Source organism: Abyssibacter profundi, from assembly GCF_003151135.1.
Classification (GTDB): Bacteria; Pseudomonadota; Gammaproteobacteria; order Nevskiales; family OUC007; genus Abyssibacter; species Abyssibacter profundi.
In genome coordinates this window covers 25,621-40,192 of the sequence record NZ_QEQK01000007.1, presented here as the reverse complement: position 1 = coordinate 40,192, position 14,572 = coordinate 25,621, and the positions used below count along the sequence as shown (strand labels likewise).

9 protein-coding genes are annotated in these 14,572 nt (G+C 64.7%); 4 read left to right on the top strand and 5 right to left on the bottom strand.

All coding sequences use genetic code 11. The annotated features are described in order from the left end of the window. Nucleotides 1-109 precede the first annotated feature (109 nt). Nucleotides 110-3,097 (top strand): parallel beta-helix domain-containing protein, encoded by a 2,988-nt coding sequence (locus DEH80_RS08895; RefSeq protein ID WP_109720150.1) that lies wholly within the window; start codon nucleotides 110-112, stop codon nucleotides 3,095-3,097. A gap of 72 nt (nucleotides 3,098-3,169) precedes the next feature. On the opposite strand, the gene DEH80_RS08890 is transcribed toward DEH80_RS08895, so the two are convergent. Then, nucleotides 3,170-4,618 carry a WS/DGAT/MGAT family O-acyltransferase gene (locus DEH80_RS08890; protein WP_109720149.1) on the bottom strand — a complete coding sequence of 483 codons (1,449 nt, stop codon included), beginning with the start codon at nucleotides 4,616-4,618 and terminating at the stop codon, nucleotides 3,170-3,172. Nucleotides 4,619-4,845: 227 nt separating this feature from the next. Next, nucleotides 4,846-5,727, bottom strand: coding sequence for an EcsC family protein (locus DEH80_RS08885; RefSeq protein WP_109720148.1), 882 nt, complete (start codon nucleotides 5,725-5,727; stop codon nucleotides 4,846-4,848). Nucleotides 5,728-5,832: 105 nt separating this feature from the next. Between DEH80_RS08885 and DEH80_RS08880 the strand changes: the two genes are divergently transcribed. Then, the gene (locus DEH80_RS08880; RefSeq protein ID WP_109720147.1) at nucleotides 5,833-6,594 is read left to right on the top strand and encodes an NRDE family protein; all 762 of its coding nucleotides are present in this window, start codon (nucleotides 5,833-5,835) and stop codon (nucleotides 6,592-6,594) included. Here DEH80_RS08880 and DEH80_RS08875 read toward each other — a convergent pair. Further along, nucleotides 6,591-7,346: a pteridine reductase gene (locus DEH80_RS08875; protein ID WP_109720146.1), complete on the bottom strand. Its 756-nt coding sequence runs from the start codon at nucleotides 7,344-7,346 to the stop codon at nucleotides 6,591-6,593. The two genes, DEH80_RS08880 and DEH80_RS08875, sit on opposite strands and share 4 nt — an antisense overlap. Before the next feature lie 42 nt (nucleotides 7,347-7,388). On the opposite strand from DEH80_RS08875, the gene DEH80_RS08870 reads away from it, so the two are divergent. Next, nucleotides 7,389-8,186, top strand: coding sequence for an undecaprenyl-diphosphate phosphatase (locus DEH80_RS08870; RefSeq protein WP_109720145.1), 798 nt, complete (start codon nucleotides 7,389-7,391; stop codon nucleotides 8,184-8,186). A gap of 16 nt (nucleotides 8,187-8,202) precedes the next feature. On the opposite strand, the gene DEH80_RS08865 is transcribed toward DEH80_RS08870, so the two are convergent. Both DEH80_RS08865 and DEH80_RS08860 read right to left on the bottom strand, forming a co-directional pair. Beyond that, nucleotides 8,203-10,188, bottom strand: a complete 1,986-nt coding sequence (locus DEH80_RS08865; protein ID WP_109720144.1) for a TonB-dependent receptor family protein — start codon at nucleotides 10,186-10,188, stop codon at nucleotides 8,203-8,205. Further along, entirely contained in the window at nucleotides 10,185-12,359 is a 2,175-nt protein-coding gene (locus DEH80_RS08860) for a PQQ-dependent dehydrogenase, methanol/ethanol family (protein ID WP_109720143.1), read from the bottom strand. The genes DEH80_RS08865 and DEH80_RS08860 overlap by 4 nt, the downstream gene beginning before the upstream one ends. A 205-nt stretch (nucleotides 12,360-12,564) precedes the next feature. Between DEH80_RS08860 and tkt the strand changes: the two genes are divergently transcribed. Further along, on the top strand, nucleotides 12,565-14,568 hold the full coding sequence (gene tkt / locus DEH80_RS08855) for a transketolase (RefSeq protein WP_109720142.1): 2,004 nt from the start codon (nucleotides 12,565-12,567) through the stop codon (nucleotides 14,566-14,568). The last annotated feature ends 4 nt before the right edge of the window (nucleotides 14,569-14,572 follow it).

Here is a 14,572-nt window from a genome sequence, read left to right as displayed (position 1 = left end):
ACGTGATGGGGCATTTTTACTAAAGAGAGGGCGACCGTCGGCGGTGTACGGTAAACAAATGGTAAATCGCCCCTCGACCATCTTGGTGTGAGACTGGAGAAGTAACACGATGAGACAGCAAACATATGCCGCAATCGGGCTGATAGCGGCGGGCCTGCTGGCCGGATGCGGCACCAGCAGTAATCCGGGCGGTGAGCCCGTTGGTGGTGGCGACGGCGGCGAAGAGACCGTCGGTCGTACGTTTCTGATCTCACCCGGGCCCGAGGCCACGGCCGACATGGTCGCGGCCATGGTCCAGGCACGGCCCAAGGACACCATCGAATTCGACTGTGGTTACTTCGAGCTGGACACCGGCTTCCAGTTGACGAATACCGAAGATGTGCTGGTCAAGGGCTGTGGTATCGACGACACCGTGTTGTCGTTCAAGAACAGCCAGGCACAGGAAGGTTTTCTGGCCATTAACGTGCGGGGCGTGGTGGTCGAAGACCTCACCGTGCTGGATTCGCCCGGTGACGCGTTCAAGCTCAAGGGCGTGAATCACGGCACCTTGCGTCGGGTTCGGGCCATGTGGTCCAGCGGTCGTCTGACCGAGGATGAAGACACCATCACGGCCGACAACTATGCCGACAAGCTCAACGTGGCCTGTGTGAATCCGCAGCGGTCGGCTGATGGGTCCCAGGATATCGGGGCCGGTGAGCCGGGTTATCGCGTATCGGTGGCCTCAGGCCGCTACGGCATCTACCCGGTGGAATCCGAGAATATTCTCGTGGAGTTCACCGAGTCGGTGGGTGCATCGGATGCCGGTATCTATGTTGGCCAGACCGACAATACGATCATCCGCAACTCGCGCGCGGCCTATAACGTCTTCGGTTTCGAGATCGAAAACGTGCGCGGCGGCGAGTACGTCGACAACCTCGCCGAGTGCAACACCGGTGGCTTCCTGGTGTACGACCTGGACGGTCTGACCCGGTACGGCAAGGCCACGCGGATGTATCGCAACACCGCGGTGAATAACAACACGTACAACTTCGCAGAACCGGGCACCATCGTCTCGAACGTGCCTCGGGGTGTCGGCATGATCACGCTGGCCTACGACAAGATCGAAGTCTTCGATAACACCTTCGAGAATCACGACACCGCAGGCATTGTCCACACGAGTTATGAGCTGCTCGGTGTGCCTGGCGACCGTCGGCTCGACATGTATACCGAAGGCATGCGGGTGTACAACAACACCTTTATTAACAACGGCAACAATCTGCCCCCACCGGATCTGCAGGCCATCGTCACCACGGGCGGTGAGCAGATCACCTCGGCGTTCCCCGCATTGGTCGGTCTCAAGAATGCGGCCGGTGGCGAAAGCTATCGGGGGGCGCACATTGTCTGGGACGGTTATATGGATGAGCTGGACGCCGACTGTCCCTATCCGGTGGACAACAACGGCCAGCCGATTCCGCAGGACGATGAGGGGCGTCCGATCCAGGGCAACCAGTACCCCAACCCCGATTGCCGCTACAACGCCTACAAGTTCGATAGCGAGGGCAACCGGCTCAAGCCGGATTGGTGGTTCTCCTGCATCGACAGCAACAACAACTTTGCCGATGACAGTCTGACCTTCGCCAACTTCCATGGCACCGAAGGGCTGGAAGCGGCGTTCGTGTTGGCTGGCGGCGATCCGACGGCGCTGCTGGACCCGGCCACGTTGCAGGAAGTGGCCAGCAGCCTGCCCGACTTCCCATCCACGTTCGATATGGCTCCGCATGACTGCCCGACGGCCTATGGCAGCAATCTGCCGCCGTTGCCGCCGGTCGTCATCCCGCCGTTCGTGCCCTCGGGTGATGTGGACCCGGCGCCCACCGAGGAAGAGATCGCGCGTCTTTGTGGTGCCGAGGTGGCCGTGGGCCAGATCAATGCCGCGGCGTTCAAGGTCAACTGCCCGACACTGGATCAGTACCATCTGTTCAGTGACCCGCAGGACCCGCTCAGCCTGCCCAATGGCCGCGGTCTGCCATTCACCCTCAACAGCAAGCTGTTCTCGGATTACTCGACCAAGTACCGCGTCGCCTACATCCCCGATGGCATGGCCGCGCAGTACCGGGATACCGATGACGGGGTGAACGCCACGATTCTGTTCCCGGTGGGCACGATCATCGCCAAGACCTTCGCCTTCGCCGACGAGACGGCCGGCACCGAAGTGGCTGCCGAAACCCGCTTGCTCATCAAGCGTCAACGCAGCGACGGCCAGGTCTACTGGGATGGTTTGGAGTACATCTGGACGGAGGTGGATGGCCAGCGTGTCGCCGAGCTGAAGCTGGGCGGCGGCTCCGGTTCCGTTAGCTGGGATTACACCGATGTCGACAGCGGTGTGCGCCATACCGGGTCCACGGACAGTTACCTGTTCCCGAATGCCAACCAGTGCATTACCTGTCATGGCAACAACGACGCCGAAACCGGGGCTGCCCCGATCGGGCCCAAACCGCGCAATCTCAACCGGGCCTACCGGACCGATTCGCCGCTACCCTCCGGCCAGCAGCAGCATCCGGTGAACGGGGCCAACCAGATCGCCTATTGGTGTGAGAACGGCTTCATGACCAATTGCCCGGATGATCTTGGTGTCGATGCCACGACCATGGTTGCGGCCAACGTGGAGCATTTGCCGATCTTCAATGTGCCGGGTGACTCCGGGCATCCGGCCGGCTCCGATGAGGATATCGAGGCGCGGGCCCGTGCCTACATCGAGATTAACTGCGCCCATTGCCATAACAGCCAGGGCCAGGCCTCGAATACCGGCTTCTACGTCGATTGGGCACGTCCGGTCGATGGCGTCTACGGCATTTGCAAGGGACCGACGGCGACCGGGACCGAGGGTCGTGGCGGCCGTTCGGTGGATATCCACCCGGGCGATGCCTCGGATTCCATCGTGCCGTACCGCATCGGGCCCGAGGCTGACACCATCGCCGCCCGCATGCCGCCGATCGCGCGTAGCGTGGTGCACGATGAGGCCCATGCCCTGCTGGTGGACTGGATCGACAATGTGGTCGATGACAGCTACCCGAACGCAGATGCCTGCAGCAGCGGGGGTGCGTTCCCGCTGCGGTAGGTTGTCGGCGATGAGCCGGTCATGAAAAAGGGGCGCTTCGGCGCCCCTTTTTCTATGCCTGCGTCGGCGGAATTAGCTGGCGGCCGCCTTGCGTTTGGTGCTGCTCGTCGATCGAGATTTGCCGGACGGCACCAGAATGGCCTCCAGCTCATCCAGCGCCTCGCCGGTGTAAACCGAGAGCCGCTGCATATGCGGCAGGGTGTCGCGCGCGGCGGTGAAGCCGAAGTTCAGCTTGCCGGCATAGGACAGGCAGGTGATGTTCAGGGCTTGGCCGTGCGCAACCAGCGACACCGGGAAGATGCCTTCCATGCGGGCGCCGTTGAAGTACAGCGGCTTTTGTGGGCCCGGGACGTTCGAAATCGTCAGGTTGAACACCGGGCGGGTCCGGCCGCCCAGGCCGGTGACCAGCGAGCCGATAAACGGCCCCATGACCATCAGTGTGTAGGCGTCGATCTGCTTACGGGTCAGCGCCTGCAACTCTTGCTTGGCCTTATCGGTCGAGGCGTGAATTGCCTTGAGTCGCAGCACGGGGTCGGCGATGTCCGTGCCCAGGGTCGACAGGATGAAGCTAATGGCCGTGCCCACTTGCACGTCGCCTGCCGGGCGTACCGACACCGGAATACCGGCGGTGAGCGGTTTGTCGGGCAGGGCGTTGGATTCGAGCAGGAAGCGTCTAAGCGCCGCGCCACAGATGCACAGCACCACGTCGTTCAGACTGACGTCTGCGGCTTTGCAAATCTTCTTGAGCCGGTCGAGGTCGTACTGCTGGGTGCCAAAGCGCCGCGGTGGTGACACGCGCTTATTGAGCACCGATTTCGGCGAGTCGTAGGGCGAGGTCAGCGCATTTTCCCGGTTGCCGGAGGCACCCACCAAATGCGCGAGTGTCTTGCCCAGCCCGGCGACGCTGCGCGCCTTGGACCGGGTGCTGGCCAGTGCATGCTGCGCCCAGCCCGTGGGGCTGAACGCCGCGTCCTCCAAGACCCGCTCGCGCCGCGCCTGCGTGGCCGCGCGCTTGGACCACGGCGGAACCATGCCCCGTTCACGCGGATTCTCGGAGAAGGACTGCTGCATGATGCGCACGCCGGCCACACCATCGATGAGCGCATGGTGCATCTTGGTGTAGAGCGCGAAGCGGTCGTTCTCCAGGCCCTCGATGATGTGGCACTCCCACAGCGGGCGTGACAGGTCGAGCTGGTGGGCGTGAAGACGGGAGACCAGCACACCCAATTCGCGCTCACCGCCCGGGTGGGGCAGCGCCGAATGACGGACGTGGTACTCCATGTCGATGTCGTGGATTTCTTCGACCACCGGCAGCACATTCTTCAGCGGCGATTGCCGGATGCGTAGGTTCCAGGGCGGGACAAAGCTGCGTGCACCCTGAAACTCCTTGACCAGATCCTGGAGATAGGTCGGCGATGCATTCTTGGGTTTGGACAGGATCGCCAGGGTGGCGACGTGCATGGGTGTATCGCGGGAATCGACGGTTAGCCAAGCAGCGTCGAGCGGCGTCATGCGGCGCATGAATCTCCTCCTGATTTTTGCGTTCTTGTTGGAGTGGTTGCTCGCCGGTCCGGTGACCGGTCCCGTGCAGCCCACGTGGCCGGCCGCCAACTCATCCCCGTTCAGTTATGAGTAAACAAGTCAAAGCCATAACTTGGGCGGCGCGGCCATGAAATCCTGCGCTCTGGCCGGCGGCGGTGCAAGCATCGACAGCCCAGCGGTGCACCCGAGCGTGCAGAAAATGCGGCTTAACTGGGCGGCGGTTCGGGTGATGGAAGCGCGGGTTCGGGCGCATGGCCTTCGAGAGCCGGTCGCGGTGCCCAATGGCCAAGGCGCCAGGCGTGAAAGGCGTACCGTGTGGTGCGCGCAAGGTCGTAAACCGTCCAGGCGTTGACCGAACCGCCGATCACCGCACCCAGCACCGGAATGGCCGCAGCGGATTTGCGCTGGGCGATATTCCAACCCAGTTGGCGGCCGAGGTTGGCGATCGAGAACGCGACGGCCTGCTTGGTCATTTCTCGCTCCGATGCGCGTTCAAAGCCCTCGCGCCAAGCCGCTTCCAGCAGGTTGGCGGTCGGCGCATCCGGTCGGGTTCCGGACAGCGTGGCAATGACATCCTGCTTGTCCTGCATGCCGTTCGAGGAGGCCAGCGCGAACAAGGCAATGGCCATCATGCGCCCGGACTCGCCCTCCAGTGCGTAGCCATAGCTCAGGCCCGTGCGATGGATGGTGCGCAGGCAAAGTGTCAGCAGCGCCGGAATGTCCACGGCCATGAGTGCCGCGCCACCGAGCCCGGTCGTGGCCCCCATGGTGGCTGCAGCCGCCATGGCCTCGCGCTGAATGCGACGGGCCAGGACGTCGCAGTGGTCCAGGGGCGCCGTGCGCAGGGCATCGACTGAATCGACCTCGGCGCGGCGTAGCAGGGTGGCGGTCGATGCCGAGCGAATGGCGAGGTCATTGGCGGAGTTCAATGCCAGTTCGATGAGGCTGACCGGGATCGCACCCCGAAAGTAACGGGCCACGCGATGGCTGGTCTGGCCCAGGCCGCGAATGCCAATACTGGGCGGCTGTTGCTCCCAGGCCTGGACCGCGGCAAGGCGGTCGGCGTCCGTGATCGGATGCTCACTCATGGCGCCTACTGTACGCCGGATGCCGGGCAGGCTTCATCCTGTTGCGAGTTGACATCGGCCCCCAGGCTTCGAATGCTTGCGCGCCCTGTAACCTTGGACGAGGCCATGTGCCTGATCGCGTTTGCCTGGCAGCCTGACCAGGCCTGTCCCCTGGTGGTGGCCGCCAATCGGGACGAATTTCATGACCGGCCGGCGCAGCCCCTGGATTGGTGGCCGGATACCCCGAATGTGGTTGCAGGCCGCGATTTGCGAGCGGGCGGCACCTGGTTGGGTGTGGCACGTGGCGGGCGTTTTGCTGCCCTGACCAACTACCGGGAAATGCAGCAAACCGAGGGCGATGCCCCGTCACGTGGCGCATTGGTCGCGGATTTCTTGCGCGGCGACATGGCCACGCTGGCCTATGGTGAAGCCATCGATCTGGATCGCTACGCGGGTTTCAGCCTCCTGCTGTTCGATGGCGACACGTTCGGGTTTGTTGGCAATCGCGAGTCGCGCGGGGTCCAGCGCATCGAACCGGGCATCCACGCGCTCTCCAACGGCGCGCTGAATTCTCCCTGGCCCAAGGTCGAGCAGGCGCGAAGCTTGTTGGCCGATGCGCTGGCGGCGGGCGGGGACACGGGCGCGTTGCTCGACATCATGAGTCATCGCGATAGCGCCGAGGATGCCCGGCTGCCGGACACCGGGGTGGGCCTGGAACTGGAGCGCTTTCTTGCGCCCATGTTCATTTGCGGTGCCCGCTACGGCACCCGAGCCAGCACCGCCCTGCGCTGGGCGGCCAGCGGCCAGGTGGACATCGCAGAACGTCGCTTTGGCCCGGATGGTCAGCCGCAGGGCGAATCATCCATCCGCTTTCAACGGCAGGCCTAGGCCTGAGACTTGCCGCCGTCCACGGCAATGATCTGGCCGGTGACATAGGCCGCGGCGGGGCCGGCCAGCCACAGCACCAGACCGGCGATTTCCTCGGCCTGACCCGTGCGGCCCAGCGGAACGGGGGCCGCAGCGGCCTGCTCCCAGTCTTCGGGTGGCCCGTCGAAATCGGGCGGCGGCAGGATGGCGCCCGGTGCAATGCCATTGACGCGTATCGCCGGCGCCAGCTCCACGGCCAGTCCTCGGGTGATCATGTCCAGGCCGGCCTTGGCAGCGCAGTACGCCGTGAAGCCACGTTTAGGCCGCTGCGCGTGGATGTCGACAATATTGATCACGCAGCCTCCGCTGGCGCGCAGTGCCGGTGCGGCAGCCTGTGTCAGGAATAACGGGGCCTTGAGATTGGTGCCGATCAAATCATCGAAACCGGACTCGGTGAGCTCGCCCAGGGGCGTGGGGTAGAAGGTGGAGGCATTGTTGATCAGCAGGTCCAGCCGCCCCCATCGCGCCTGCGCCGCGCTGGCCAACTGTTGCAAGGCGGTCGTGTCGCGCACATCCGCCTGTAAGGCCTGCGCGCTGTCGTCGCGCTGCTGGTTCAGCGTATCGACCAGGGCCTCGGCTTCCGTTGATGACCGTCCGTAGTGGACAATGACCTGATACCCCTCTGCATGAAGCCGTCTAGCGATGGTCGCGCCGACGCGTCGGGCGGCCCCGGTGATCAGGGCAACAGGGGGATGGTCTGTTAACGCATTCACTGGATTAGGTCTGATGCTGCAAACAAGTGAGGGCCCGCGAGTATGACGTGGCTCCAGATTCTCGTGCTCGCGCTTGTTCAGGGCATCACCGAATTCCTACCGATCTCCAGCTCTGCGCATTTGATTCTGGTGCCCGTGTTGCTGGGCTGGCAGGACCAGGGGCTGGCATTCGATGTGGCCGTGCATGTCGGCTCGCTCATCGCGGTGGTCGGCTACTTCTGGCGCGATGTGTGGTCGGTCAGCCAAGGCACCCTGGGCTGGTTGGGCGGCCGGGGCATGAATCCAGATGCCCGGTTGGGGTTGTTGGTGGTGCTGGGCACGATTCCCGCCGGGTTGGCGGGGCTGTTGTTTAACGACCCCATCGAGCTGTATTTGCGCAGTCCGCTGGTGATTGCAGCAACCACTATCGGTTTCGGCCTGCTGCTTTGGTGGGCGGATACCCGGCGCGGGGCACGAACCGTCGAGCACATGACCTGGCGCGATGGGCTCTGGATCGGGGTCGCGCAGGCGCTGGCCTTGATCCCCGGCACTTCGCGTTCAGGCATCACCATGACCGCCGCGCTGATGCTCGGCATGCAGCGCGAGGCTGCAGCGCGGTTTTCGTTTCTGCTGGCCATCCCGCTGATCGTGCTGGCCGGTGGGCTCAAAACCCTGGAGCTCTTATCGCTGGATGGACCGGTGGATTGGGCGGCCATTGCCGGTGGCACGGTGCTCAGCGCAATTAGCGCCTACGCCTGCATCCATCTGTTCCTGGGCGCCATCAACCGAATGGGCTTCGCCCCGTTTGTGGCCTATCGCCTGGTGCTGGGCATCCTGCTGCTGGTGCTGTTTCTGGTCTGAGGCGTGCCGGGTCTGGTTAGAAGCGCCAGGCCAGTTCCGCGTAGACATGCCGGCCGGGCGCCGGCTCAAAGTAACGGCCACCAAAGGCGTTGATCCGGGTGTTGTCGATATGGCGGACGTCGGCGAGGTTGTTGATGCCGCCTTGCAGGCGCCAGGCCCCGGCAGGCTGCCACCAGGCGCCGAGGTCGAGACGGGCATAGCCGGGCGTACGCACGGTATTCGCGTCATTGGCATAGGCGCTGTCCACGGCATACAGGCTCAGCCGGCTGCCCGCAGCGGCGGTTTTCCAAGCCAAGGCGAGCTGTCCTTGCTGCCGTGGCGTGCCGGGTTGGCGCTTGCCCCCGAAATCCTGCCCATCGCGTTGATAGGTGACGAAATGGAAGTCGTTGGCGGTGTAGCTGGCCTGCAGTGTCCACTGCGTGGACAGCGACCAGGACCAATCCAACTCGACGCCCCGACGCTGCGACTGACCACTGTTGCGGAAGAAGCGACGCCCGGGCTGCCCCGCAACTTCATAGGGGACCAGTTCGTCATCAATGCGCATGGCAAACGCGACCAGGCTTAGCTGATGCGCGCCCAGCCAACCGCTGACACCGGTCTCCAGGGATAAGGCGTCGGCGGCATCCACGCTGGGATCGAAGCCGCCGCCGTTCGGGTTCGCCAGCTCGCTGGCGGTGGGTGATTCGTAGGCGCTGGCGGCGCGTAGGTGCGCGCGCCAGTGACCACCGAGCTGGCGATTGAGCTGCATCGACCAGCTCAGATCATCGAAGCGCCGATCGCCTGAATCTTCACCATCGGACAGAAAGTGATCGTCAACGGCAATGCGCAGGTGGTCGACTCGCAGCGCCAGTGCCAGTGACCACCCTGTGCCCAGGCCACGCTCGCCGGAGGCATAAACCCCGGCCGCTGTGGCCTGTTCGCGTTGGTCCAGCGTCAGGCTGCCGCGCACGCCGGCGAGGTTGTCGTAGCGCCGGCGATCATCGCGTTGGTGCTGCAAATCCACGCCGGTCGTGACTCTCCAGGCTGCGAGGTCGCGCTGCAGCGTAGCGCCGATGCCGCCAAATCGACGGTCAAAGGCGACCTGGCCGCCGGATTCGAACGGCAAGTGATTCTCGAACAGCCGCTGACCGGCGTAGAGCTGTAACGAACCGGCGTGGTCGGCTGCAGTGATGGGCTGCCAGCGCAGCTGGACACGTTGCTGCCGAATCCGCTCGCCGGCATCGAAGCTCTGATTGCGCGCCGCCGCCTGGCCCGGGTCCTGCTCCGCCTGGGCTCGCGTCAGTGCACCGGGATCTTGCGCCTGCACGTCCAGCGCGCTGGCGCGCAGGCGAAGTTGGCCCGACGCCAGGCGGGTCTCGCCCTGGACGTTCGCCCGCTGGACACGGCTGCTGGCATGGTCTCGATGGCCGGTCAGCCGCTGCTCGCCCAGCTGGATGGCGGCGGTGACCGGTTTGCCTGACGGTTTCCCTAGCGGTCCGCCACTGGCCAGCCGCCAGCGGCGCAAGCCCAGCTCGCCCCCGGTCAGCTGGGCCTGGTGTGTTGCCTGCTCCGGGATGGGGCGAGTCTCGATGGCGATGACACCGCCAGCGGCGTTGCCGAACAGCGCGGCCGCCGGGCCGCGCACCACATCGACGCGCGCCACCTGTTCCAGGTCGAGCACGTCCAGCTCGGTCTGGCCGTCGGGCAGGGTGAGCGGCACCCCATCAACCAGCACCTGGATACCGCGGACACCGAAGGCGGCACGGGCGCCGAAACCGCGGATGGCCGGCCGCAGGCCCTGGGCCAGGTTGTAGCGGTTTTGCGCGTAAATGCCGGGCACGGCGTCCAGCCAGTCCGCCAGACTCAGGCCGGCCGAGGTCTCGCCGGGTTGGTGGTCCTGGGAGCTCACGCTGGCCGCCGGCGGCTCGCGCTCGCCTTCAACCAGCAGGGGGTCCAATTGCAGGGTCTGGGCGGATGCCGGCGCACAGAACGCCAGCACCCAAAGCAGTTGGGTTCGCCTCATTCGGCTTCGCGACTGTCGTGCAGGGCCACCAGATCATGCGAGCGCTTGATCAGGTACTGGTGTAACAGCGCCATTTGCTCGACGGGCAGCAGGTGCACGAACGACGGCATGCCGCGGTCGGCCCGCGCACCGGCCACGATCTGATTGAACATCGCATGGGTGTCATCGGACATGTAGCGCAGGTCAGGCACCAGGCCGCTGCTAATCGCTGCCGCCCCATGGCAACCCGCGCAAAGCCCGTGATAGAGCTGACGCCCGGCCTCGATCTGTTCTGCGTTGGCGGTCAGTGCCGGAGGGTTGGGCAGGGTGATCGGGTCATTCTTGGGCGGGGGCAGTGTGGCCTTGCCGCCCAGTTTAAAGGTCAGCACGCGGGACTCGGACTGGCGTCGCACGATGTCTTCAGCAGCACCAGCCGCCACCAGCGCAAAGGTGCCGCCCCAGCCGGCCATGAATGTGACGTACTGTTCGCCATCGATTTCGTAGGTCATCGGCGCGGCGATGACCCCGGTGTTGGCAGGCGACTCCCACAGCAGTTCGCCCGCATCGGCGCTGTACGCGGTGACCCGGCCGTCAGCGGTGCCCTGGAAGACCAGGTTGCCCGCGGTGGTCAAGGTCCCGCCATTCCAGGGGGAGGCATAGTCGACCGCCCAGGCGGCCTCCTGTTTAACCGGATCCCAGGCCAGCAGCTTGCCGGAGAATTGCTGGCCAACGGCCTGCAATGCCGCCGGGTCTTCCGGGATTTTCATCGGCAGCAGGCCCACGTTCCAGAGGTTGAGCGCATGGGCGGGAACCTTGCCTTCATCCTCGAACAGGTGGCCGGTGATCTGTGCCGGTATGTAGACCAGTCCGGTGTCCGGGTTGTAGCTCATCGGCTGCCAGTTATGGGCGCCATAGGGGCTGGGGACGACCAGTTTGGGCGTGTCGCTGTAGTCCGCCAGGCCGGTTTTAATCGGCCGGCCCGTTTCCATATCGATGCCGCTGGCCCAATTGATCGGGACGAAGTTCTCGGCAGAGATCAGTTCGCCCGTGGCGCGGTCCAGCACGTAAAAGAAGCCGTTCTTAGGGGCCTGCATCAGCACCGGCCGAGTGTCGCCGTCGATTTCCATGTCGGCGAGTACGATGTGCTGGGTGGCGGTGTAGTCCCAGGTGTCCCCCGGTGTGGTCTGGTAATGCCAGACATACTCGCCTGTGTCGGGTTTTAGCGCGACGATGGACGACAGGTACAAATTGTCGCCCTTGCCTTCGGACCGGTATTTGATGTTCCAGGGCGAACCGTTGCCCGTGCCGATGTAGAGCAGATCCAGTTCGGGGTCGTAGGCCATGGAATCCCAGACCGTGCCCCCGCCACCCTGCTTGTAGTAGACATCGCCGAACCAGGTCTTCTGGGCCGCTTCCATGGCCGCGTTTTCCGCTGGCTTGTTCGGATCGCCCGGCACGGTGTACCAGCGCCAGAGCTGCTCGCCCGTCTCGGCATCGTAGGCCGAGACATAGCCGCGGACGCCCAGTTCGGCGCCGCCGTTGCCGATGATGACCTTGCCATCGATGATCCGCGGCGCGCCGGTGATCGTGTAGTTCTTCGTGGTGTCGACCGTCTGGGTGGCCCAGACCTGTTCGCCGGTCTTGGCGTCGATGGCGATCAACCGGCCGTCAAAGGCGCCGAGATAGATTTTTCCCTTCCACGGAGCCACACCGCGGTTGACCACGCCGCAGCAGGCGCGGCCGGCAATCGAGCGGTCAATGCCCGGATCGAACTTCCACAGTAGCTCGCCGGTCACGGGATTGAGCGCGTAGACGATGCTGTAGGGGCCGGTGGTGTACATGACCCCGTCGACGACAATGGGCGTGGCTTCCGTGCCGCGGTCCACATCGAGCTTGAAGTGCCAGGCCAGCCCGAGCTGATCGACATTGTCGGTATTGATCTGGTCCAGCGGCGAATGGCGCTGCTCGTCGTAGGTGCGCCCGTGGCTCAGCCATTCGCCGGGCGTTTCGTTGGCTGCGCGGATCCGGTCACCATCGACCCAGGCGGTGCGTTCTTCAGCCGCCTTTGCAGGCGGCGCGGCGGTGGTGTCGCGCTCTCCGGAGCATGCGGCGAGCGTCAGGCCAAGCCCGAGCAGGGCAATGGTTGCGGTGCGCGGGCCTGTGTGCAGGCCGAGTCTGTCCTGGGTTCCCATGGGTGTCTCCTCCCTGAAACGATTGGGTCCGGCCGATGAATCGGCTCTGGTCGATGCAAGGGCCGAGCATATACCAGCTTGCCCCCTGCCTTGCCTAGACCGGGCGTCTCGGCCAGAATATCGCCCCATTTTGCGCAGCAAGGCCGGTGATTCGCCGGCCTTTTTGCTCGCCAAGTCCATCACCGCTCTTTCAGGCCCCAGGTTCATGGCTGACTCCACGTCCCCGCGTCTTCGCGCCAACGCCATCCGCGCTCTGGCCATGGACGCCGTCCAGGCCGCCAACTCCGGTCACCCCGGCATGCCCATGGGCATGGCCGATATTGCCGAAGTCCTCTGGCGCGATGTGCTTAAGCACAACCCCAACAACCCGGCATGGGCGGACCGTGACCGCTTCGTGCTGTCCAACGGTCATGGCTCGATGCTGCTGTATGCGGTGTTGCACCTGACCGGCTATGACCTGGGCATCGACGACCTCAAGGCCTTCCGTCAGCTGCACTCGCGCACGCCCGGTCATCCCGAGTATGCCGAGACGCCGGGCGTGGAAACCACCACCGGGCCATTGGGGCAGGGTATTGCCAACGGTGTGGGCATGGCGCTGGCCGAGCGTTTGCTCGCCGCCGAGTTCAATCTCGATGGCCACGACATCGTCGATCATCACACCTATGTGTTCCTGGGTGACGGCTGCCTGATGGAGGGCATCAGCCATGAGGCCTGTTCGCTGGCCGGCACCCTGGGGCTGGGCAAGCTGATTGCGCTGTACGACGACAATGGCATTTCCATCGACGGCTCGGTCGATGGCTGGTTCCGCGACGATACGCCGGCCCGCTTCGAGTCGTATGGCTGGCAGGTGATCCGCAACGTCGATGGCCATGATGCCGAGGCCGTGCGCGCAGCGCTGGCCAAGGCCCAGGCCGAGACAGGCAAGCCGACATTGATCTGCTGCAAAACCATCATCGGTTTCGGTGCCACCAATGCCGGGTCGGCCGATACGCATGGCGCCCCGCTGGGTGGTGATGGCATTACGGCCGCCCGCTCCACGCTGGGCTGGGATGGCGAGGCTTTCGAGATTCCGGAGGTGGTTCGCACGGCCTGGGATCGACGGGAGCAAGGCGCCGCAGCGGAAGCTGCCTGGAACGAGCGTCTGGCTGCTTATCGTGCGGCTCACCCGGACAAGGCCGCCGAATTCGAGCGTCGGATGGCGGGTGATCTGCCGGCCGATCTCGTCGACAAACTCGCCCGGTTGGTCGAAGACGTTCAGGCCAACGGCAAGAAGAACGCGACGCGCAAGGCCTCACAGGCCGTGCTCAACGCCATTGCACCCGGCATGCCCGAACTGCTGGGCGGTTCGGCGGATCTGACGGGCTCCAACGGCACGATCTGGAAGGGCGTGGAGCCCGTGACGCCAGAGACGGTCAAGGGTCAGTACGTCAACTACGGCGTGCGCGAATTCGGCATGACGGCGATTGGCAACGGGGCCCGGCTACATGGCGGGTTCCTGCCGTTTTCCGGCACGTTCCTGACCTTCTCGGACTATGCCCGCAATGCCGTGCGCCTGGCTGCGCTCATGCGCATTCGAAATATTCTCGTCTATACCCACGATTCCATTGGGCTGGGCGAGGACGGCCCGACCCACCAGCCCATCGAGCACATCGGCAGCCTGCGGCTGATGCCCAACCTGGATGTCTGGCGGCCCTGTGATGATGTCGAGACGGCCGTGGCCTGGGAGTCCGCGCTGCTGCGCCAGGATGGGCCGACGGCGCTGGCACTGACCCGCCAGAACGTCGAGCACCAACCGCGCACGGCCGAGCAGCTCGCAGATGTGCGTCGCGGCGCCTACACCCTGTGGGAACCGGATGCCGAACCGGTCGCCGTGGTCATTGCCACCGGCTCCGAAGTGGAACTGGCCGTCGCCGCTGCCCAGGCCTTGTCGGCCGAGGGTACGCCGACGCGCGTGGTGTCCATGCCCTGCGAGGAAGTCTTCCTGCGGCAGACGCCCGAGTATCAGCAGCGCGTGCTGCCGGCGGCCGTGACCACCCGTGTGGCCATCGAAGCCGGTTCCACCGGGACCTGGTGGCGCTGGGTGGGAGCGACCGGGGCGGTCATCGGTATCGACAGCTTCGGCGTGTCGGCACCGGCTGGTGACGCTTACCAACATTTCGACCTGACGACAGATCGCATCACGAACACCGTGCGCGACTTGTTGAACTAACCGA

Coding starts and splice junctions, on each gene's coding strand:
- DEH80_RS08895 (WP_109720150.1), top strand. CDS start 110: ATGAGACAGCAAACATATGCCGCAATCGGGCTGATAGCGGCGGGCCTG.
- DEH80_RS08890 (WP_109720149.1), bottom strand. CDS start 4,618: ATGCGCCGCATGACGCCGCTCGACGCTGCTTGGCTAACCGTCGATTCC.
- DEH80_RS08885 (WP_109720148.1), bottom strand. CDS start 5,727: ATGAGTGAGCATCCGATCACGGACGCCGACCGCCTTGCCGCGGTCCAG.
- DEH80_RS08880 (WP_109720147.1), top strand. CDS start 5,833: ATGTGCCTGATCGCGTTTGCCTGGCAGCCTGACCAGGCCTGTCCCCTG.
- DEH80_RS08870 (WP_109720145.1), top strand. CDS start 7,389: ATGACGTGGCTCCAGATTCTCGTGCTCGCGCTTGTTCAGGGCATCACC.
- DEH80_RS08865 (WP_109720144.1), bottom strand. CDS start 10,188: ATGAGGCGAACCCAACTGCTTTGGGTGCTGGCGTTCTGTGCGCCGGCA.
- DEH80_RS08860 (WP_109720143.1), bottom strand. CDS start 12,359: ATGGGAACCCAGGACAGACTCGGCCTGCACACAGGCCCGCGCACCGCA.
- tkt (WP_109720142.1), top strand. CDS start 12,565: ATGGCTGACTCCACGTCCCCGCGTCTTCGCGCCAACGCCATCCGCGCT.